We start from the raw sequence: 20,515 nt of genomic DNA on the forward strand, positions 1-20,515 counted from the left end.
CGCTCACACCAGCAAGGCGGTCGCGTACATGACCAGCAGGCCGGCGGCGACGCCGCCGGCATAATTCAAGCCGCCCAGCGCGACGAAGCCGCTCTTTCTCACCGTCAGCGCCGTCACCTCGACCATTACCTGGAAGATCGCGCCGGCCCCGACGCCGAAACACAAAGCCAGCCAATAGGGACTTGGGGCCTGCGTTCCGGCCCAAACGCCGGCGACCGCGGGCAGGCCGGCGAGCCCGGCAAGCAGGACGAACAACGACAAGGGCGGCGTTGCGCGCACGAGCGGAGCCGCGATGCCGATGCCCTCAGTCACGTTGTGAATGATGAAGCCGACGACGAGGAAGGTCGCCAAGGCGCCGGCGCCGGCCGAAAGCGCGCCGCCCACCGCCAGGCCTTCGCCCAGATTGTGCAGCCCGATGCCCAGCGCGATGAAACCGGCGAGCGCGGCGCCCTGCGGCGCGGCGCCGCGCCAGCGCCCGGCCACGAACAGGCCCAGCGCCGTCAACGCCGCCGCCACCCACACCGCCGTCTGGCCGCGCAGACGCTCCAGCGAGGCCGAACCGGCCTCCAGCCCCTCGCCCAGCGTGTCGAGGAAAAGATAGGCCAACAGCCCGACGGTCAGCGCCAGCAGGAAATCGAACGTGCCGGCGGACAATCCGCGCATGGCGGGAAAGGCCAGCATGCCGGTTGCCACCGGCGCCACACCGAGCAGGAGCCCGATCACGGCAAGCTGCCACAGCGAGCCGGCATCGAGCTCCGGCGTGGCCTGGGCGACCTCGACCGTGTGCTCGAACGTCGCCCCGGTCGAGGTCACCAGCACGACATGATGCGCCTCGCCCCCGATCCATGGATAGGGAATCGTGACCCGGGCGCCGTCAAGACGTCCGACAGGTCCGGCCGGCTTGATGTCGAAGGCGCGATAGGCCCTGTCGACCTGGACCTGGGCGATGACGATCGGCTGCGACCCGTCGGCGCGAATGCCGAGTTCGATCACGCCAGGGCGCAGGCGCGTGCCTTCCACCACGACCTGTTCGACAGGCGGCGCGGCGGCGCCGATCCGGTCGAGCGGACGCGCGCCCAGCACATAGGCAACGATCGCGGCAAGGATCAGAAGCGGAAGCGCCAGCCAGACGAAACGGACCATCACACCACCTCGAAATGGCTCATCCAGCCGAGCTCCGCAAACTCGGTCTGATGGGCATGGAACATGTAGAGGCCGGGTTCGTGATTGGCGAAGCTGAGCTCGACGATACCGCGCTGCGCCTGGCACTGCATGACGGTATCGATCCGGCGATGGGTCGGCGTCAGCGTGGTGCCGTGATCGTAATAGTCGAAAAAATTCGCATGCACGTGCAGCGAATTGATCGGATCGAATTCGGTGATGTTGATCAGATAGATGCGGATCGGTCTCGATCTGTCGATCCGGATCGGCCTGTCGAAATAGGCAAACGGAATGGTGTTGACGGCGTAGAATTCGTTCTCGTCGTCGAAATTGGTGTCGAAGCCGTTCATCACCATCACCAGCTCCTGCCAGGATGCGTTCTGTGGCGTGCCCAGCCTTCGCGACGCGGCGTCCTCGCGCGCTAGCGGGTGCCGGTCCGGGTCGGGATCGACGATGAAGGCGCCGTAAAGCCCCTTGTGGATGTGGCGTTTGAGCGGGATCGAGTGGCAGTGGTAGAGATGGCAGCCGAACGGTTCGGCCGCGAATTCATAGGTGAACGCCTCGCCCGGCCTGATCTCGCCCGCACCGGGCACGCCGTCCATGCGCGCCGAATGGATGCCATGGAAATGCATGGTGTGCGGGTGCGAGCCGGCGTTGAGGAAGCGGATGCGCAGACGCTCGCCCTCCGTGCAGCGAAGGGTCGGCCCCGGGATCCGGCCATTATAGGTCCATGCGGGAAAGAACACGCCGGGCGCGATCTCCACCTCGCGGTCGACGGCGGTGATCGTCCACTCGCGCACCTGCCGCCCGTCAGGCTCGGTGGTGATGATACCGGTATCGAACTCGGTCAGGAAATCCATCGGATCGAAGCCGTTGCGGTCGGCGTCCACCGTTCCGACGACGCGATTGCGACCATGCCGGCCGGCCATGTCGTGCCCCGCGGCGGACGCATCATCGCCGCCGCGGCCGCCCGCCGCCGAACGCTCGACCCCGAAGGCCATCCCCGCCAGCATGGCCCCGCCCCGCAGCAGGCCTCGTCTGGGAATGCGTGCGAACGGCCCCAAACCCATGCCTGATCCTTTTTGCAAATGCTTCGCATTACTGATAACACGCGCCGTGCGAGGGCGCAAGCGGATCGGACGCGCGGCTGGCGGGGACGCGCCGCGGGGCCGCAACGCGTCGCGCCCGTATCGTCCCGCGGTCGAAAACATGCATGAAGAAAGCGGCCCGGTACGGCAGGCCCGGCGGCCGGTCAGCGCGCGCGGGCGCCTTGCGCCAGGAGCGCCTGCGCCGCAGCGCCAAGCCACCGGGTCAGCTCGCCGGCCGGCATGACCCGGCCGAGTGCTGCGGCCTGGCCGGCCCACAAAGGCGAGAAGTCGCGCGAACCGGCCTTTTCCGCCCGCGCCCGCAACGGCCCGACGGCCGCGCTCGCCAGCGGAAAGGCGGGCGCCTCGGCGCTGAGCGGCCCGACCTCGCGCACGATCCGGTTGACCAGCCCGCGCGCCGGCCGGCCGGTGAACACGTTGGTCAGCACGGTCTCATCGTCGCGCGCCGCCGCGAGCGCGGCCCGATGGCCCGGCGCCGTCAACGCCTCGGGGCATTGCAGGTAGCCGGTTCCGATCTGCACCGCCGCCGCCCCCAGCATGAAGGCGGCCGCGACGCCGCGCGGATCGGCGATCCCGCCGGCGGCGATCACCGGCACCGCAACGGCATCGACCACCTGCGGCACCAGCGCCATCGTGCCGGGCTGGGCGGCGACGTCGTCGGTTAAGAAAAGGCCGCGATGGCCGCCCGCCTCCGCGCCCTGGGCGATGATCGCGTCGCAGCCACGGCCTTCCAGCCAGCGGGCTTCGGCGACCGTTGTGGCGGAGGCGATGATGCGGGCGCCGGTTTTTTTCACCCGCTCCACGAGCGCCGGCTCGGGCAGGCCGAAATGAAAGCTGACCACCTGCGGACGGCACTCTTCCACGAGCGCGCACCCCGCCTCGTCGAAGGGGACGCGCCCGCCTCCCGGTGGGACCTGGTCGGGATCGAGATCGAGTTCCGCATAATAGGCCGCAAGCCGCGCGCGCCAGCCCGCTTCACGCGCCGCGTCGGGCGCGGGTGTGGCATGGCAGAAGAAATTGAGGTTCACTGGCCGATCGGTTTGCTGCCGGAATGCGCCGTATTCGGCGCGGATCCGTTCGGGCCCGAGCAGGGCGCAGGGCAGCGACCCGAGCCCGCCCGCGGTGCTGACCGCGATGGCGAGTTCGGCGCCGGACGAGCCGGCCATCGGCGCCTGCAGGATCGGCACCTCGATGCCGATAAGCTCAAGAACGCGATTGTCGGACCACATCGGCCTACCCCTCCTCCACTCCCTCGCGCCGGACGCCGCGCATCCTTGTCTGCGCCATGGTGCGGGTGGCGCCCTGCGGGGACAGCACCGGCACGAAGACGCGCCGCGAGCTGCGCTGCGCGACCGGCAGTCCCTGATAGAGACGCTTCTGCGCCTCCACGATCGTCACGCCGGAAAAGATCGGCGACAGCCGCCGCCCGGTCTGCTCGATCAGGCGATGGAACCTGAGCATCCAGCGCCGGCGCGACGGCGGAAAGAACAGCGCCTCGCTCCACTGCCCCGGCGTGAAATTGGTCTCGCGCAACAGGCTGGTCAGCTGGCCGCGCGACCAGGGCCGCCCGGTGCCGAAGGGCGTGTGCTCGAAGCGCGCCCACACCCCGCGCCGATTGGGAACCACGATGACCAGCCGCCCGCCGGGCGCCAATACCCGCCACAGCTCCATCAGCGTCTCGCGCGGGTTTTCCGCATGTTCCAGCGAATGCACCATCAAGACGCGATCGATGGAGGAATCGAACAGCGGCAACTCCTCGTCGAACACCAGCGCCGTCGCGGACGGGCCGTTGGGCGGCCAGGTCACCGCCCCCTGCGTTGCCGGCATGAAGGCGAACACCCGTTCCGCGTCGGCCCCGAACCGCTCCAGCCAGGGCACGGCATAACCGAGACCGACCAGGCGCTCATTGGGGATGTTGGCCCACACGCTCGACAACGCCATGGCGATCGAGCGCTCGGCCAAGCGCCCGAGCACCGATGCGTAGAAAGACCTGAGATCGACGATGTCCGAATACATGGCCGGACGGTATCCGCGCCCGGCCGGCACGGCAAGAAATCCGTGCGACGGGGTGACAGCTCCATGCCGTCCGGCTTATCGTCCGGCCGCAGAAAGCGAGGATGCCCATGGCCCTGGAAATCGAACAGTTCATGTGCCGCAGCGACAATTTCGGCGTGCTCGCGCACGACCCCGCAAGCGGCGAGACCGCCATCATCGATGCGCCCGAGACCGTGCCGATCCTGGAGGCGGTCGACCGCACGGGCTGGACACCGACCGTGCTGCTGGTCACGCATCACCACGGCGATCACGTCGCCGGCAATCTCGATCTCAAGAAGCGTTTCGGCCTGAAGATCGTCGGGCCCCGGTCCGAGGCGGACAGGATTCCGGGCATCGACGAGACCGTGGGGGACGGCGACCGCTTCGCCTTCGGCACGGACGAGGTCGACGTGATCTCGACGCCGGGCCATACCGCCGGCCATGTCTGCTACCACTTCACCCGATCGGGCGTCGTCTTCACCGGCGACACGCTGTTTGCGCTCGGCTGCGGGCGGCTGTTCGAATGCAAGCCGCCCGACATGTTCGCCTCCCTGAAGAAACTCGCGGCCCTGCCGCTGGAAACGGTGATCTACTGCGGCCACGAATATACCGAAGCCAATGCGCGCTTCGCGCTTTCGGTCGATCCGAGCAATTCCGCGCTCAAGGAACGCGCCGCCCTCATCCAGTCCAGGCGCGCCGCCAACCAGGCGACATTACCCACGACCCTGATCGAGGAGATGGCGACCAATCCGTTCCTGCGCGCGCACGATCCCGTCATCCGCCGCAATCTCGGCATGGAGACCGCCAGCGACGAAGCCGTCTTCGCCGAAATCCGCAAGCGCAAAGATATCTTCTGATCGGACGGGTCAGGCGAGCAGCACGCCGAGTACGATCGCGAGCTGGCCTGCATAATAAAGCACCCAGACGGCCGGCCTGCTCCAAAGCCGGTGGGCGGACGCCTCGGCAAGCAGGAAACGTTCCGCCCCCAGGATGGCGTCGGACGCCATGAACAACACCGCGCCGACGATCACCAGCGGCGCGGGCAGAAACAGCGCCGCGACCCCCATCGCCAGGATCGCAAGGACATAGACGGCGACCGGCACCACCAGTGCGGCCGGCAGGACCGGGTGCAGGCGTTTGTAGAACAGACCCGCGAACGCCGCCAGGCCGAGCGCCACCAGCGGCCGCCAGGGCTCTCCGGCGAACAGCGCCGCACTGCCCGCGCCGGCAAACAGCACCGCATAGGCCAGGTGCACGCCCAGAAACGAGGCCAGGCCGGCCATGAAGGCGCCTTCGCCCTCCCGCGCCAGGCAGGCGTCGCCGAGCGCGCTCAGCACCAGGGCGAGCGTGAGAAGCCACGGCCCGCCGACGGCCAGGGACAGCACCGCCAGCAGCGCCACGCCGGCCGTCTTGGCGGCCAGGCGCCGCCAGGACGCCGGCCGCGCCGTCGTCGGCAGATAGAGCGCGGCCGCCGCAACCGACAGGACGAGCGTGCCGTTGGCCGTGCCGACCAATCCACCATCGAACGGCATCATCTTGCGCCGCCTCCCGCGGCAACCGCCCCGTCCATGCGGCGCAAGAAGAGATTTTTGGCCGCAAGCGCCGCACCGGCGGTGATCAGCAGGCAGGCGGCGGCGATACGCCAGGTCGGGTCGGCAAAACAGAACATGATCAACACCAGGGTCGACAAGAGCGGAGCAGCATAACGCGCCGCGCCCAGAACCTGAATATTGCCGCGTTTAACCCCGTGATCCCAGGCGTAGAACGCGCCGCCGACCGGCATCAGGCCGAGACCGGCGACGGCCAGCCACTTTACCGCGCTTTCGGGCCATACCGTCCGCTCGAGCGCCGGCAGCGCCCGCATCACCTCGGCCGAAAATCCGATCAGGGTCGCCCGCCCCATTGCCTGTCTCCTCCCGCACGCCGCGACGCCAGCGCCGCGCCGGCGGGACCGGACCTATCCGTCTCCGCCCGCCAATGGCAAGCCCAGATCGCCATCCTCGCTAGTCCAGGAGCTCGAAGCGCTTCGTTTCCAGCGTGAGTGTGCCGACCTTGGTCTTGGCCGTGACGCCGACGGGCGCGTAGACGCCGGTGGCGCCGATCTGCGCGAAGGCGATGCGGATCTGGCTCTTGTCGCGAATATAGCGCAGCGAGCGGTTGTCGCGGCGATAACCCGAAACCGGGACGAACTGCGCCCGGCACACCACGGTGCCGCCCTCGTAGCCTTGCGCCGACAGCGTGCCCCGCCCGGCAGGCGACAGGCGCAGGTCGGCCCGCAGCGCGCCGTCGAAGACGCTGATGGTGCGGTTGCACACATCGGCCTCGCGGTCCGCCGGCACGAGCGTGGCCGACAGCGGATCGGCGACGTCGACCAGGGCCGTCGCACCGTGCGGAACCCAGTCGTCGCGCTTCGTGTCGACCGGCGGCGCGTTCACCGCCTTGTGGACCCGCCCGTCGGCGAACGAAATCTGGGTGCGTTTCTTCTTCTTGCCGCTTTCATAATCGGCCACGTACCCCTTCGGACGCGCCCTGTCGTTGTCGAAATGCCCCATCGCGGTGACGCTACCCCGGGTGTCGTCGAACACCCGGGCCAGCCCGGCGCTCGACACGCGCCCTTCTACCTTGAAGCTGTCCCGGCTGACCGAGGACGAAAAACTCGAACGCGCGATCACCACGCCGTAGATCGTCACGATCTGCTCGACACGCATCGAATGCGCTTTTTCCGCGCGCGCAGGGGCCGCGCACGAAAGGGCGGCGGCAAGGATCGGCAACAAAAAGATCTTGGGACGCAAATCACACACTCCGCAACTCGACCAAGACGAACGGCCCGCATCCCCCTATATGTCCAAACATCACGAATCGGGCCTATCTGTGAATGGCCGCGTGGGTTTTGGGTAAACGGAGCGGTAATCGCACCACACGCGCGCCAACGCTTGACGATCCGTGCAAATGCCACTATGGGAGGCCGACTTTTCCGAGAGGCCGCCCTGAAACGTCCGCGCGCCATGATGATGGTGCGGTTTGGATTTTGGCCGGTGTCGAACCGAAGGTACGAATTATGTCCCGCGCTTGCGAACTGACCACCAAGTCCGTGCTCTACGGCAACAATGTAAGCCACGCCAACAACAAGACGCGTCGCCGTTTCCTGCCCAATCTCGTCAACGTGACGCTGATGTCGGAAGCGCTGAACCGCAACGTGCGCCTGCGCGTGTCGGCGAGTGCGCTGCGCACAGTCGAGCATCGCGGCGGGCTGGACGCCTTCCTGCTCAAGGCCGACACCACCGAACTGTCGCCCAAGGCGCGCCTGCTGAAGAAGCAGATCGTCAAGAAGCTCGACGAGGCGCCGGCATCGGCCTGAGCTAATTTTTCCAGGCGGGGGACAACCGCCTTACTTGGGCGCCGTGACGCAAGCCGCCACGGCGCCCACTGGTTCCATCACCCAGGCTAAAAAAATGACCCGCATGACCTCCATTGCCCCTTTCGTGCTCGCGATGACCGCTGTCGTCGCCGCCTCCAACTATCTGGTTCAGTTTCCCTTCGCCCATTTCGGGCTCGAGGAGATTCTCACCTGGGGCGCCTTCACCTATCCCGTCGCCTTTCTGGTCAACGATCTGACCAACCGACGCTTCGGCCCGCTCGCCGCCCGCAAGGTGGTGCTTGCGGGCTTCGTGCTCGCCGTCGCGCTGTCGATCTGGCTCGCGACGCCGCGCATCGCGATCGCGTCGGGCAGCGCCTTCCTGGCCGCCCAGTTCTTCGACGTCGCGGTCTTCGACCGGCTGCGCAAGAACGCCTGGTGGCAGGCGCCGTTCGTCTCAACCGTGCTCGGCTCGATGCTCGACACGGTGCTGTTCTTCTCGATCGCCTTTGCCGGGGCTTTCGCAGGCCTCGACGCCCTGTTCGGCATGGAGGACGGGTCGCTTGCCTTTCCCGTCGCCTTTCTGGGCTGGCAGGTGCCGCTATGGGTGTCGCTGGCGGTAGGCGATTTCGCCGTCAAGATCGGCGTCGGGCTTGTCATGCTGGCGCCTTACGGCGCGCTGCTTTCGGTGCTGAAGCCCGTCCCAGCGGCCAGATAGGCCGACACGGGGCACGCGCGCGCGAAACGCGCCGCCCGTCACTCCTCGTGCAGGCGGAATTCCAGGTAGAGATTGCGCTGCAGGATGGAGTGGTTGTCGTCGGAAATCAGCGACACCATGACGGCGCCGTCGGCGCGCCGCCACACGTCGAGCCCTTCCATATTGTCGATCTGGTAGCCCATATCGGCTTCGAGCAGCACGGGGCCGTCGGCCACCTTGCCCTTGCCGATGCTGTCGCCCTCGATGCGTTTCAGCCGGATCGCCACACCTTTGGCGACCGAGTAGCTGCGCTCCAACAGCAACAGATCGCCGTCCGGCAGGAAGGCGCCGTCGGTGATGTCGAAATCGCCGCTGCGCCGGACAGTGAAAATACCCTTGGTCGGTCCTTCGAGGATCGCGCCGAAGATGTCGCCTTTCCTGTCGAGGCTCTTTTCGGAAATGACGATGCGCGCGCCCTCATGCCGCCCCTCGGCCGGCGCATAGAGCACGGTTTCGAAACCGCGATTGCGCCGCAGCTCGTGGGCCGGCACCAGAAAGTCGAGATCGCGCAGCGGGCCCTTCATGTCCTTCGGCGTCAGCCGGAACACCGAGATGCGGTGCGCGCGCTCGAAGCCGACCGTCGCCTCGTCGCCGTTTACGGCCAGCCCCTCGGCGTCGGTGGTCCATTTGCGGCCGATGACATCGCCCTGGTCGTCCACCATCTGCTGCAGGGTGAAATCGGCGAAACCGGAGGGACGGCCCGCCTCATCCCGAACGAGGCGGCCGAAATACCAGAAGCCGGTATCGGTCACACCGACGAAACGCTGGCCCGGGTCGAGGAAACGGATCGCCGACATGGCGCCGAAATTCCAGGAGCCCGAGCCGAGCTCCAGCCCGCCGACGAATTCGAGCGAACCGAAACGGGTTTCGCCGGAACCGAGCTTGAATTGATGGATCGGCCGCGCACTGATCTCGGCCCGCTCCACCGGCGCCGGCTGCGCCCGCACGTCGACGGGAAACGCCAAGCCGACGATCGCGAGACCGGCCGCGAACCGGACCGCCCGAAGCCCGCGCCTGGCCAAGACCGTCAGCCCGCCCGCCGCATCGCGGCCCCGCCACGGCGATCGCCCTGACCGTTTTCCTCCTCGAACAGCGCGGCAAGCTGCTCGGTCATGGCGCCGGCAAGTTCCTCGGCGTCGACGATGGTGACGGCGCGGCGGTAATAGCGCGTCACGTCGTGCCCGATGCCGATCGCGATCAGTTCGACCGGCGAGCGCGTCTCGATCATCTCGATCACGGCGCGCAGGTGCCGTTCGAGATAATTGCCCGGATTGACCGACAAGGTGGAATCGTCGACCGGCGCGCCGTCGGAAATCATCATCAGGATGCGACGCTGCTCGCGCCGGCCGATCAGGCGGTTATGCGCCCACAAGAGCGCCTCGCCGTCGATGTTTTCCTTCAGCAGCCCCTCGCGCATCATCAGGCCGAGATTGCGGCGCGCGCGCCGCCATGGCGCGTCGGCGGATTTGTAGACGATGTGGCGCAGATCGTTGAGCCGGCCCGGATTGGCGGGCTTGCCGTCCTTCAGCCATTTCTCGCGCGCCTGCCCGCCTTTCCAGGCCCGCGTGGTGAAGCCGAGGATTTCGACCGAAACGCCGCACCGCTCGAGCGTGCGCGCGAGAATGTCGGCGCAGGTCGCCGCCACCGTGATCGGGCGCCCGCGCATGGAGCCGGAATTGTCCAGCACCAGCGTGACCACCGTGTCGCGGAAATTGGTGTCGCGCTCCTGCTTGAACGACAGCGGCTGCATCGGATCGATCACCACGCGCATCAGCCGCGCCGTGTCGAGATAGCCTTCCTCCAGGTCGAAATCCCAGGACCGGTTCTGCTGCGCCATCAGCCGGCGCTGCAGGCGGTTGGCGAGCCGGCCGACCACGCCCTGCAGATTGGCGAGTTGCTTGTCGAGGAAGGCGCGCAGCCGCTCAAGCTCCTCCTCCTCGCACAGCTCCTCCGCGCCGATCGTCTCGTCGAAGGACGTGGTGAACACCTTGTAGTCGAAATCCGGCGGAAGCGACGTGTAGGGCAGGTCCGGACGCTTCGCCTCGCCGGGCGTCTCGGCGTCGTCGACATCCTCATCGGACAGGTCTTCGGAGGTGGCGTCGGTCGCTTCGCTTTCGCCCGCCTCCTGGTCCTCGTCTGAGGCCTCGCTGTCGTCGGACTGCGAATCCTCGCTGCCCTGATCCTGGTCGTCGCCTTCCTCGCTCTGGTCCTCGCCCTCGGGCGGTTCCTCGTTGTCCTCGCTCTCCTGGGTTTCCTCCTCGTCGCCCAGTTCCTCGGCCATTTCCATCGACACCAGCATGTCGCGCACCGTGCGGGCGAATGCCGTCTGGTCTTCCAGGTCGCCGGCAAGCCGCTCGATATCGGCGCCGGCCTTGTCCTCGATCCAGTCGCGCCACAGATCGACCAGCCGTTCGCCGCTGCGCGGTGCCGCCCGGCCGGTCAGTTTCTCGCGCACCATCAGCGCGATCGCCTCCTCGATCGGCGCATCGGCCTGCTCGGCCACGGCCCCCAGATTGGCCTTGGAATATTTGTCCTCCAGCATCAGCGCCAGATTGTCGCCGACGCCGGTCATCGCGCGCGCGCCGATCGCCTCGACCCGGGCCTGCTCGACGGCGTCGAACACGGCGCGCGCCTGCTTGCCTTCGGGCGCCAGCCGGGTGTGCACGGCATTGTCGTGGCAGGCGCGCCGAAGCGCCATCGAATCGCCGATACCCCGCGTTACCGACAGCTCGTTCGCCGTCGGTCGCTTGGTCAGGTCGGGCAGGCGCGCCCGGTGGCCGGCGAGCGCCGGCTTGTCCTTTGCGAACGCGACCTCGAGCTCACCGTCCCCCGAAATGGCGCGCATGCACACCGACACGGCGCGCTTGAAGGCTTCCGCCTCGCCCGCCGTCCTGGGTTTGCCGCTGCGCTGATTGTCGCCTGGACCCGCCATGCGTGTTCCGTATCACCCCAAAACCACGTTGGCGGCCGATTCCTTCAGCTCCTCGCCGAAGGCGCGCTGGTAGAACTCGGCCACGAGAGCCCGCTCCAGCTCGTCGCACTTGTTGAGGAAGGTGAGCCGGAAGGCATGGCCGACATCGCCGAAGATCTCGGCGTTTTCGGCCCAGGTGATCACCGTGCGCGGGCTCATCACCGTCGCCAGGTCGCCGTTCATGAAGGCCGAGCGTGTCATGTCGGCCACCCGCACCATCTTGTTGACGATGTCGCGGCCCTTGTCGTTGCGATAGTGCTTGGCCTTGGCCAGCACGATCTCGACCTCGTTGTCGTGCGGCAGATAGTTGAGCGTTGTGACGATCGACCAGCGGTCCATCTGCGCCTGGTTGATCTGCTGCGTGCCGTGATAGAGCCCGGTCGTATCGCCGAGGCCGACCGTGTTGGCGGTCGCGAACAGGCGAAAGGCCGGATGCGGCCGGATGACGCGGCTCTGGTCGAGCAGGGTCAGGCGCCCCGACGATTCCAGCACGCGCTGGATGACGAACATCACGTCCGGGCGGCCGGCGTCGTATTCGTCGAAACACAGGGCGACATTGTGCTGGTAGGCCCAAGGCAGGATGCCGTCGCGGAACTCCGTCACCTGCTTGCCGTCCTTGAGCACGATCGCGTCCTTGCCGACGAGATCGATACGGCTGACATGGCTGTCGAGATTGACGCGCACGCACGGCCAGTTGAGGCGGGCCGCGACCTGCTCGATATGGGTCGACTTGCCGGTGCCGTGATAGCCCGAGATCATGACGCGGCGGTTGAAGGCGAAGCCGGCCAGGATGGCGAGCGTGGTGTCCCGGTCGAAGAGATAGTCGGGATCCACGTCGGGGACGTGCTGATCGGCGGCCGAATAGGCGGGCACGACCATGTCCGAGGAAAAGCCGAACGTGTCCTTCACCGAGATGGTCGTATCGGGAAGATTGGCGATGTCGCGATCGATCTTGTTCATCATGCCTCCAGCGCGCCGCAAGCCTTCGGGCGTCGCCGTTTGTTTCTCACGAATTCGGGGGCAGTGCTTACCAGACCTTGGCTTCAACAGAAACCGGATTGTTTGAGCACCCGGTAGGCCTGGATCACGTCGCGGAACCGGTCTTCCGAACCCCGGTCGCCGCCATTCGCATCCGGATGGTGGCGCTTTACGAGTTCTTTATAGCGCGCCTTGATGTCCGCGCCAGTCGCTTTCTCGTCAAGCCCAAGCGTTTCCAGCGCCTTGGCCTCAAGCGGCTTGGCCTTGCGCACGCGCGGCCGCGACGGCTCGGCATCGCCGAAAAGGTTGAACGGATCGCGCACCCGCCGATAGTAACCGGCCCGACCGGACCGCTTGTCGGCGATATCGGGGCTCGACCGGGAGGCGGATTTCGCGCCCATCGCCCAGGTCGGGCGGTGGCCGGTCAGCGCCTCTTTCTGATAGCGCGCGACTTCGCTGTCGGCGAGGCCGGAGAAATAATTGTAGCCCTTGTTGTACTGGCGCACGTGATCCAGGCAGAAACAGAAATACTCGCCCTCGCGCAGACGCCCGACCGGCGCGCGGTGCAGGCCGGCCTCGCCACAGCCGTCCCACTGACAGCGCGGCGCAGCCGACTTCACCTCCGCCTCGGGATCGGGGCGGACGCGAATGCGGTCAAAGAGTTTCGAATCCAGTTTCATACCTGCCCGATTATGGTGGCTTCGGCCCCGGAAACAAGAATTGACATTTGCGCAAGGTTGCCCCTACCCCGGTGATTTGCGCATTCCGGCCCGAAACCGGCCGCACAGGAGACCCCGCATGAGCCTTCAATCAGCGATCGAGACCAAGCTGCGCGCACGGTTTTCGCCCGAAAGCCTGGACGTCCTCAACGAAAGCCATCTTCATGCCGGCCATCACCATCTCGACGGCGGCCACGAGGCCGTCTTCGACGGCAGCGGCGAAACCCATTTCCGCATCCGCATCGTGTCGGAAGTTTTCGCCGGCATGAGCCGGGTCGAGCGCCACCGCGCCGTCAACGAGGCGCTGGCCGAGGAACTGCGCGCCGGCCTGCACGCGCTCGCCATCGAGCCGACCGCGCCGGGAGAAAAGACCCGGCGCTGACGCAACGAGCGCTATTTCTCGGCCTCGCGCACCCGCAGCTTCACGATCCGGTTCTTGTTGCGCTTCATGACGATGAAGCGTTTGCCGTGGAAGGTGAAGGCCTGTTTTTCCTCAGGGATCGACTGCGCCTCGTGGATCACCAGCCCGGCGATCGTCGTCGCCTCCTCGTCCGGCAGGTTCCAGTCGAGCGCGCGGTTCAGGTCGCGGATCGGCACCGACCCGTCGACCACGACCGAGCCGTCCGCCTCCTGCTTGACGCCCTGAACGTCGACATCGTGCTCGTCGGCGATCTCGCCGACGATCTCCTCGATGATGTCCTCCAGCGTCACCAGCCCCTCGACCTCGCCATATTCGTCGACCACGATCGCCACATGCGCCTTCTTGCGCAGGAAGGCGTTGAGCTGGTCGTGCAGCGTCGTGGTGTCCGGAACGAACCAGGGTTTGCTCGCCACTTTGAGGATGTCGACACGCCGCGGGTCGTTGTCGACATCGTGCAGGGCGCGCAGGAGATCCTTGGCGTGGACCACGCCGACGATGTTGTCGGTCGACTGCCGGTAGACCGGAATGCGCGTGTAGGGGCTTTGCAGGATCTCGCGCACCACCACGTCCGGCGGATCGTCGGCATTGACGAGCCGCATGCCGGTGCGATGGATCATCACGTCGGAGACTTCGAGCTCGGCGAGATCCAGCAGCCCGCCGACCCGGTCGCGCTCCTGCTTGATGAAGGCGCCCTCGCGATGCAGCACCTCGACCGTGCCGCGCAATTCGTCGTGCGCCGACACCATCGGCGCGTCCCGGGCCAGGTTGATGCCGAAAAGCACCAGGATGCCGCGCACGACGACATTGGCCGCGGAGGACACCGGGCCGAACACGAAAACCACGGCGCGCGCGAACGGCGACACCGTCAGCGCGAATTGCTCGGGCCGGAACAGCGCCAGCGATTTCGGCAGGATTTCCGCGAAGATCACCAGCATCGCCGTCATGATCAGCGTGGCGTAGACCACGCCGGCCTCGCCGAACAGCCTGAGAAAAAGGCTGGTCGTCAGCGCCGAGGCCAGGATGTTGACCAGATTGTTGCCGATCAGCAGCGCGCCCACCAGGCGGTCCTTGCGCTCGATCAGCTTTTCGACGATCCCGGCGCGGACATGGCCTCCGGCCGCGAGCGAATGCAGCCGCGCCTTCGAGGCCGCCGTCATGCCGGTTTCGCTGCCCGAAAACAAAAAGGACAGCATGATCAGGAAAAGGATGACGGCACCAGTCACCCACAATTCGGATGTCATCCCGGATGGTTCTCCCTGAGAAAGGACAGCACTTCCGCAGCCGGCACGTCCTTGGCGATGTAGGACTGGCCGATGCCGCGGGTCAGGACGAAGGTCAGCGCGCCGCGCGAGACCTTCTTGTCCTGCATAATATAGGCGAGCAATGTCTCGGCGTCCGGAAGCTGCCCGGAAATATCGGCCATGCGCGTCGGCAGGCCGACGGCCGCCAGATGCGCCTCCACCCTGGCGGCGGCGTCGGCGCTGCACTGGTTGAGCCGTACCGAGAAGCGATGCGCCAGCGTCATGCCGATCGCGACGCCCTCGCCGTGCACCAGTCTTTCGCCGTCATACCCGGTGGCGGCCTCGAGCGCGTGACCGAACGTGTGGCCGAGATTGAGCAGCGCGCGCTCGCCCGCCTCGGTCTCGTCGCGGGCCACGATCGCCGCCTTGGCCCGGCACGATTCCGCGATCGCCTCGGCCCGCGCCGCACCGCCCGAAAACACCGCGCGCCAGTTTTCTTCCAGCCAGTCGAAAAAGCCTGGCCGGTCGATCAGCCCGTATTTGACCATCTCGGCATAGCCGGCACGGAATTCGCGCGCCGGCAGCGTGTCGAGCACGGCCGTGTCGGCAAGCACCAGGCGCGGCTGGTGGAACACGCCGACCAGGTTCTTGCCGCGGGCGGTGTTGATGCCCGTTTTGCCGCCGACGGAGGAATCGACCTGCGCCAGCAGCGAGGTCGGCACCTGGACAAAGCCCATCCCGCGCCGCACGACGCCGGCGGCGAAGCCGGCCAGGTCGCCGATCACGCCGCCGCCGAGCGCGATCACCAGGTCGCCGCGCTCGAGGCGGGCCTCCAGCAAGGCGTCGACGACCTGCTCGAACGGTCCGAAACTCTTGGTTTTCTCGCCTGGATCGAGCGTGATGACGCTCTGGTCTATCCCGGCTCGGGCAAGGCTGTCGGCAAGCGCATCGAGATGGACGGCGGCGACGTTTTTGTCGGTAACCACCGCGCAGCGCACGCCGGCCGTCCGGCGCGCGATCTCGTCACCGGCCCGCGCGACCAGCCCGGGGCCGATCAGAATGTCGTAGGCGCGCGCGCCGAGACCGACCTCGACGCGCGTAACCGGCATGTTCGCGGCGTCCTGCATCATTGCGCGCCCTCCTTGTCCTTTCCGGCTTCCAGATGCCGCAGCAGCGCGACAAGCGCTTCCTGCGCGATCACATCCTTCGGTTCGTCGCGCGACTGGACGGTGACGTCGGCCAAGGCATAGACCGGGTAGCGCTCCGCCATCAGTCGGTCCATCACGGCCCTCGGATCGGCGTTTTTCAGCAGCGGACGGTGCCGGTTTTTCATGACCCGTTCCATCAACACGTCCAGATCCGCCTTGAGCCAGATCGACACCGCGCGCTCCGCGATCGCCTGTCGTGTCTGCGCGTTCATGAAAGCGCCGCCGCCCGTTGACACGACGCGCCCGCCCTCGTCGAGCAGCCGTGCGATCACCCTGCGTTCGAGTGAGCGGAATTCGCTTTCGCCATAAAGCGCGAACAGATCGGCCACCGACAGGCGCGACACGGCCTCGATCTCGTGATCGCTGTCGATGAACGGCAGATCGAGCATCTGCGCGACCTTTCGCCCGATAGCCGTCTTGCCCGCGCCCATCAGCCCTGTGAAAACAATCGTCTTCTTGCCGAGCAGCTCTCGCAGCCTGGTTTCGACGGCATTCGGCGCGGTCGTCATGAAACAGTTCCTTCGCCGCGCGTATGCACATGAAAACCGTGAAGGCGTCAAGCGGTTGTGCGCATCTGCGCCGGGGTTGAATTCGCCCCCTTGCCAAAGCATAAGTAGGCGGGCGGGCACAGTATTGGGGAATTTCTGGGCGAATGCCGACCCTTTTTCGGTTCTTGGTGACCATAGCGGTCCTGGTTGGCATCGCATATGGAGCGATGTTCGCGCTGGCCACATTCGTGGAACCCAGGAAGGGCGAGATGTCGGTCAGGATTCCGCCTGAGAAGCTCAACCCCTAGGGTCAGGCCCCGGCGACCTTCCGGAACGGGACGCGATGAACAGCCAGGCCGCGATCGAAGCCTTTCTGGAAATGATGAGCGCCGAGCGCGGCGCCAGCGCCAACACGCTTGACGCCTATCGGCGCGACCTCCAGGAAGCCCATGGCGACATGACCGGCGGCCTTGCCGATGCCGATGCCGCCGCCATCCACGCCTATCTGGAATCGGTCGCGGCCCGGGGGTTCGCGCCCTCGACCCAGGCCCGTAAACTGTCCGCCCTGCGTCAGTTTTTCCGCTTTCTCTATGGCGAGGGATGGCGCACGGACGACCCGACCGGAACCGCGAGCGCACCGCGCAGGACAGCGGCCTTGCCCAAAATTCTCAGCGAAGCCGAGACCGGGCGGCTGCTCGATCTGGCGGCGGCCGAGGCGGCAAACCCGCCGCCGGGCGTGGCGCCTGTCGCGGCCATCCGCCTGCATGCGCTTGTCGAGACGCTCTACGCGACCGGCCTGCGGGTTTCGGAACTGGTCGCGCTGCCGCTCAGCGTGGCGCTGCGCGACGACCGGTTCTTCGTGGTTCGCGGCAAGGGCGGCAAGCAGCGCATGGTGCCGCTGACGGACGGCGCGCGCCGGGCGATGAAAACATGGCTCGACGCCCGCGCCGCCGGCAAAAGCACCGCCGACAGTGCGTTTTTGTTTCCCGCCGCCTCGGCGAGCGGATATCTGCCCCGGCAGGCATTCGCCCGCGAGTTGAAAGCACTGGCCGCGCGGGCCGGCATCGCATCGTCGAAAATATCACCGCACGTGATCCGTCACGCCTTTGCCAGCCATTTGCTGCAAAACGGTGCCGATCTGCGCGCGGTTCAGCAATTGCTCGGCCACGCCGACATTTCGACGACGCAGATCTACACCCATGTGCTGGAAGAACGCCTGGTGCGGCTGGTCAACGACCATCATCCGCTTGCCGATTAGACCCGCGAACGTTATGTGAGGGCCAGTCCGGCGCCGGAACCGGTCGACAACGACCGGTTGAGCGCCTTTTTCGCGTATCGTGAGCACGGCTGATCCACAGCGAATGTACAATTATCTCGACTTCGAAAAACCCGTCGCGGATCTTGAGGGCAAGATCCTCGAATTGAAGAAGCTCAACGAAAGCGGTGAAGCCGTTGACGTGGCCGACGAGATCGCACGCCTGGAAAAACGCGCCGCCGATGCCTTGAAAGAAGCCTACCGGGCGCTGACGCCCTGGCAAAAGACCCAGGTCGCGCGCCATCCCGACCGGCCGCATTGCCTCGACTACGTCAAGCACCTGTTCACCGATTTCACCGCGCTGGCCGGCGACCGCAGTTTCGGCGAGGACAACGCCATCATCGGCGGGTTCGCCCGCTTCAACGGCCAGCCAGTGGCGGTTCTCGGCCAGGAAAAGGGCGCCGATACCAAAAGCCGGCTGAAACACAATTTCGGCTCGGCCAGGCCCGAGGGCTATCGCAAGGCCGTCCGCATCATGAACCTCGCCGACCGCTTCGACGTGCCCCTGGTGACGCTGGTCGACACGGCCGGCGCCTATCCGGGCGTGGGCGCGGAGGAGCGCGGCCAGGCCGAGGCGATCGCACGCTCGATTTCCGCCTCGCTGGCCCTGCGGGTGCCGGTCGTGTCGGTGGTGATCGGCGAAGGCGGCTCCGGCGGCGCGATCGCGATCGCCACGGCCAACAAGGTCTACATGCTGGAACATTCGATCTATTCGGTGATCTCGCCGGAAGGCGCGGCCTCGATCCTGTGGCATGATTCCACGCGCGCCAAGGACGCCGCCACCTCGATGAAGATCACCGCGCAGAACCTGCTCGAGATGAAGATCATCGACGGCATCATCCAGGAGCCGGTGGGCGGCGCCCATCGCGGCCCCGAAAGCGTGATCGAGGCGGCCGGCAAGCAGATTGCGACCGCCCTGGAGGAACTGGCCGGCGCCGATATGGACTGTCGCGAGCACCGGCGCGAAAAGTTCCTCGCCATCGGCCGATCGATCTGATCCGCCTCGGCCGCGGCGAGTTTGCGCTGTCGACGGGCAGGACAACGGTCGCCGCGAACCGCAAACGACGCGATTTGGCCCCGCTTCGCCACAAAATCGCCAAGTCTTGGCCGTCAATGACAAGCGCGTGAGGCACGCGGGACGGACCTTGTGGTAAGGTTTTTTCAAGGTTAACGACCTTAACGTGCGCCGAATGCGTGGCCGCGCCAGACGCGGCCGCACCCGAAGCGATGCTTGTAGGTAGCCAAACACCGATGATCTTGAGCCTGACACGTGGAGGATTGCTTGTCGCGGCGCTGGCATTGGCGCTAGCCGGGTGCACGGAATCAACCCTGCAATCGGCCAACGGCAAAGCCGAAAGGCCGGTGCCGGCGCGTCTCATTTCGGAGATGAAGGCCAAGGGAATGAACCGCAATTCGCCGGTCATGGCCCGTGTCTTCAAGGAGGAAGGCGAGCTCGAAGTCTGGAAGCAGAAGGCCAACGGCCGCTACGACCTGCTTGCCACCTACGAGATCTGCAAATGGTCCGGCAAGCTGGGGCCCAAATTCACCGAGGGCGACCGGCAGGCGCCGGAAGGGTTCTACACCGTCAAGCCGGCGCAGATGAACCCGCGTTCGAACTACCATCTCGCCTTCAACATCGGGTATCCGAACACCTATGACCGCGCCAATGGCCGCACCGGGTCGCATCTGATGGTGCACGGCGCCTGTTCGTCGGCGGGCTGCTATTCCATGAACGACAAGGAGATGGAGGAGATCTACGCGCTCGCCAGGGACGCCTTTCGCGGCGGGCAGCGCGAGTTTCAGATCCAGGCCTTCCCGTTCCGCATGACGGCGCGCAACATGGCGCGTTATCGCAACGACCCGAATTACACGTTCTGGACGATGCTGAAGGAAGGCTACGACCATTTCGAGATCACCAAGGTGCCGCCCAAGGTCGACGTGTGCGAGAAGCGTTATGTGTTCAATCGCACCACCGAAGGCGGCGCCGCCTTTTCGCCCACCGGCGCATGCCCGCCGAGCGTTCAGCCCGAAGCGCTGATGACGGCCTTTCAAAGCTATCGTTCGAACTACGAGGCGGCCTTCGCCACCCATACCGCTCGGGGCGGCGGCGAGGCGCCGAAAGCTTCGATCGCCGGTCTCAAGGAAGCCGATCTGGTTGCCGACTGGACCCGTCGCCGCGCCCGCGGCGAGCGCGTGCCGGTCGAGCCGCCGTCGCTGTCGCCGGACGGCACCGTGGTCACCACCTCGGTGATGGGACGCATCGATTCGCCCGCCGGCCGCCGCCAGGCCGCAATCGACGCCGAAAAGGCGGCCAAGCGCAAGGCCGAGGAGGAAAAGGCCGCAGCCGTGCGCCGCGCCGCCGAGGCCAAGGCTGCCGCCGAAGCCGCCGAGAAGGAAGAGGCCGAAGCGGCCGAGCGCGCCGCCGCGGCCCCTGCCGAGGCCGCCCCGCAGGACGATCCGGGCATGCTCGGCTCGGTACGCAAGCGCTTTACCAATCTTTTCGGAAGCTGACGCCGCGGCCATGTCCGCTGCCACGGATGTCTACGATCTGAGAGGGCTGCAATGCCCGCTGCCCGTCCTGCGGACCCGCAAACGGCTGGAGGGCATGCAGGCCGGCGCATGGCTGTGGGTGGAAACCACCGATCCGCTCGCGGTGATCGACATTCCCGCCTTTTGCGCCGAGGCCGGGCACCGGCTGATGTCGAGCGAGGCCGCACAAGGCGGCGGCCACCGCTTCCTGATCGAACGGGGCGGGTAGCGC

At 66.6% G+C, this 20,515-nt stretch carries 22 protein-coding genes and 1 pseudogene; 9 read left to right on the forward strand and 14 right to left on the reverse strand.

Features of this window, described 5'->3' with window-relative positions; all coding sequences use genetic code 11:
• Window positions 1-3 precede the first annotated feature (3 nt).
• From EP380_RS06690 to EP380_RS06705, 4 genes are all read right to left on the reverse strand, one after another.
• Window positions 4-1,143 (reverse strand): ZIP family metal transporter, encoded by a 1,140-nt coding sequence (locus tag EP380_RS06690; protein WP_127597591.1) that lies wholly within the window; start codon window positions 1,141-1,143, stop codon window positions 4-6.
• On the reverse strand, window positions 1,143-2,231 hold the full coding sequence (locus tag EP380_RS06695) for a multicopper oxidase domain-containing protein (protein WP_127597593.1): 1,089 nt from the start codon (window positions 2,229-2,231) through the stop codon (window positions 1,143-1,145). The genes EP380_RS06690 and EP380_RS06695 overlap by 1 nt, the downstream gene beginning before the upstream one ends.
• Window positions 2,232-2,413: 182 nt before the next feature.
• Complete coding sequence (locus EP380_RS06700; RefSeq protein WP_106573631.1) at window positions 2,414-3,496, reverse strand: NAD(P)H-dependent flavin oxidoreductase; 1,083 nt, start codon at window positions 3,494-3,496, stop codon at window positions 2,414-2,416.
• Window positions 3,497-3,500: 4 nt separating this feature from the next.
• Window positions 3,501-4,283 (reverse strand): class I SAM-dependent methyltransferase, encoded by a 783-nt coding sequence (locus tag EP380_RS06705; protein WP_127597595.1) that lies wholly within the window; start codon window positions 4,281-4,283, stop codon window positions 3,501-3,503.
• Between the two features lie 107 nt (window positions 4,284-4,390).
• On the opposite strand from EP380_RS06705, the gene gloB reads away from it, so the two are divergent.
• Window positions 4,391-5,158, forward strand: coding sequence for a hydroxyacylglutathione hydrolase (gene gloB, locus EP380_RS06710; RefSeq protein ID WP_127597597.1), 768 nt, complete (start codon window positions 4,391-4,393; stop codon window positions 5,156-5,158).
• 9 nt (window positions 5,159-5,167) lie between these two features.
• Here gloB and EP380_RS06715 read toward each other — a convergent pair whose 3' ends face one another.
• The 3 genes and pseudogenes from EP380_RS06715 to EP380_RS06725 form a co-directional block, all read right to left on the reverse strand.
• Window positions 5,168-5,836 (reverse strand): lysoplasmalogenase family protein, encoded by a 669-nt coding sequence (locus EP380_RS06715; protein ID WP_127597599.1) that lies wholly within the window; start codon window positions 5,834-5,836, stop codon window positions 5,168-5,170.
• Window positions 5,833-6,147, reverse strand: a pseudogene (locus EP380_RS06720) (EamA family transporter); the annotation flags it as partial. The gene EP380_RS06715 and the pseudogene EP380_RS06720, both read right to left, overlap by 4 nt.
• A 157-nt stretch (window positions 6,148-6,304) precedes the next feature.
• Window positions 6,305-7,009: a DUF3108 domain-containing protein gene (locus EP380_RS06725; protein ID WP_127597603.1), complete on the reverse strand. Its 705-nt coding sequence runs from the start codon at window positions 7,007-7,009 to the stop codon at window positions 6,305-6,307.
• 350 nt (window positions 7,010-7,359) lie between these two features.
• Here EP380_RS06725 and rpmB point away from each other — a divergent pair, with 350 nt between their 5' ends.
• Both rpmB and EP380_RS06735 read left to right on the forward strand, forming a co-directional pair.
• Window positions 7,360-7,659 (forward strand): 50S ribosomal protein L28, encoded by a 300-nt coding sequence (gene rpmB / locus EP380_RS06730; protein ID WP_106573252.1) that lies wholly within the window; start codon window positions 7,360-7,362, stop codon window positions 7,657-7,659.
• A 94-nt stretch (window positions 7,660-7,753) separates the two neighbouring features.
• Entirely contained in the window at window positions 7,754-8,374 is a 621-nt protein-coding gene (locus EP380_RS06735) for a queuosine precursor transporter (RefSeq protein WP_127597605.1), read from the forward strand.
• A gap of 38 nt (window positions 8,375-8,412) precedes the next feature.
• On the opposite strand, the gene EP380_RS06740 is transcribed toward EP380_RS06735, so the two are convergent.
• The 4 genes from EP380_RS06740 to EP380_RS06755 all read right to left on the reverse strand — a co-directional run bounded on the left by EP380_RS06740 (window position 8,413) and on the right by EP380_RS06755 (window position 13,042).
• Complete coding sequence (locus EP380_RS06740; protein WP_238719764.1) at window positions 8,413-9,378, reverse strand: esterase-like activity of phytase family protein; 966 nt, start codon at window positions 9,376-9,378, stop codon at window positions 8,413-8,415.
• 62 nt (window positions 9,379-9,440) lie between these two features.
• Window positions 9,441-11,345 carry a cobaltochelatase subunit CobT gene (cobT, locus tag EP380_RS06745; protein WP_127597607.1) on the reverse strand — a complete coding sequence of 635 codons (1,905 nt, stop codon included), beginning with the start codon at window positions 11,343-11,345 and terminating at the stop codon, window positions 9,441-9,443.
• A gap of 12 nt (window positions 11,346-11,357) precedes the next feature.
• Window positions 11,358-12,344 carry a cobaltochelatase subunit CobS gene (gene cobS / locus EP380_RS06750; RefSeq protein WP_106573322.1) on the reverse strand — a complete coding sequence of 329 codons (987 nt, stop codon included), beginning with the start codon at window positions 12,342-12,344 and terminating at the stop codon, window positions 11,358-11,360.
• An 83-nt stretch (window positions 12,345-12,427) separates the two neighbouring features.
• Complete coding sequence (locus EP380_RS06755; RefSeq protein ID WP_106573256.1) at window positions 12,428-13,042, reverse strand: J domain-containing protein; 615 nt, start codon at window positions 13,040-13,042, stop codon at window positions 12,428-12,430.
• A gap of 118 nt (window positions 13,043-13,160) precedes the next feature.
• Here EP380_RS06755 and EP380_RS06760 point away from each other — a divergent pair, with 118 nt between their 5' ends.
• Window positions 13,161-13,463 carry a BolA family protein gene (locus EP380_RS06760; RefSeq protein WP_106573257.1) on the forward strand — a complete coding sequence of 101 codons (303 nt, stop codon included), beginning with the start codon at window positions 13,161-13,163 and terminating at the stop codon, window positions 13,461-13,463.
• Between the two features lie 11 nt (window positions 13,464-13,474).
• Here EP380_RS06760 and EP380_RS06765 read toward each other — a convergent pair whose 3' ends face one another.
• From EP380_RS06765 to EP380_RS06775, 3 genes are read right to left on the reverse strand one after another with little or no spacing between them, the layout of a single operon-like run.
• Entirely contained in the window at window positions 13,475-14,743 is a 1,269-nt protein-coding gene (locus EP380_RS06765) for an HlyC/CorC family transporter (RefSeq protein ID WP_106573258.1), read from the reverse strand.
• Window positions 14,740-15,873 (reverse strand): 3-dehydroquinate synthase, encoded by a 1,134-nt coding sequence (gene aroB / locus EP380_RS06770; protein ID WP_238719765.1) that lies wholly within the window; start codon window positions 15,871-15,873, stop codon window positions 14,740-14,742. Before aroB ends, EP380_RS06765 begins: the two co-directional genes overlap by 4 nt.
• Window positions 15,870-16,460 (reverse strand): shikimate kinase, encoded by a 591-nt coding sequence (locus EP380_RS06775; protein WP_106573259.1) that lies wholly within the window; start codon window positions 16,458-16,460, stop codon window positions 15,870-15,872. Before EP380_RS06775 ends, aroB begins: the two co-directional genes overlap by 4 nt.
• A 143-nt stretch (window positions 16,461-16,603) precedes the next feature.
• Here EP380_RS06775 and EP380_RS06780 point away from each other — a divergent pair, with 143 nt between their 5' ends.
• From EP380_RS06780 to EP380_RS06800, 5 genes are all read left to right on the forward strand, one after another.
• Complete coding sequence (locus EP380_RS06780; protein WP_106573260.1) at window positions 16,604-16,747, forward strand: histidine kinase; 144 nt, start codon at window positions 16,604-16,606, stop codon at window positions 16,745-16,747.
• 35 nt (window positions 16,748-16,782) lie between these two features.
• Window positions 16,783-17,697, forward strand: coding sequence for a site-specific tyrosine recombinase XerD (locus tag EP380_RS06785; RefSeq protein ID WP_127597610.1), 915 nt, complete (start codon window positions 16,783-16,785; stop codon window positions 17,695-17,697).
• Between the two features lie 103 nt (window positions 17,698-17,800).
• On the forward strand, window positions 17,801-18,751 hold the full coding sequence (locus EP380_RS06790; RefSeq protein WP_106573262.1) for an acetyl-CoA carboxylase carboxyltransferase subunit alpha: 951 nt from the start codon (window positions 17,801-17,803) through the stop codon (window positions 18,749-18,751).
• A 254-nt stretch (window positions 18,752-19,005) separates the two neighbouring features.
• Window positions 19,006-20,265: a L,D-transpeptidase family protein gene (locus tag EP380_RS06795; RefSeq protein WP_127597612.1), complete on the forward strand. Its 1,260-nt coding sequence runs from the start codon at window positions 19,006-19,008 to the stop codon at window positions 20,263-20,265.
• 10 nt (window positions 20,266-20,275) lie between these two features.
• On the forward strand, window positions 20,276-20,512 hold the full coding sequence (locus EP380_RS06800; RefSeq protein WP_106573264.1) for a sulfurtransferase TusA family protein: 237 nt from the start codon (window positions 20,276-20,278) through the stop codon (window positions 20,510-20,512).
• Window positions 20,513-20,515 lie beyond the last annotated feature (3 nt).

The organism is Nitratireductor alexandrii (genome assembly GCF_004000215.1).
GTDB lineage: Bacteria > Pseudomonadota > Alphaproteobacteria > Rhizobiales > Rhizobiaceae > Mangrovimarina > Mangrovimarina alexandrii.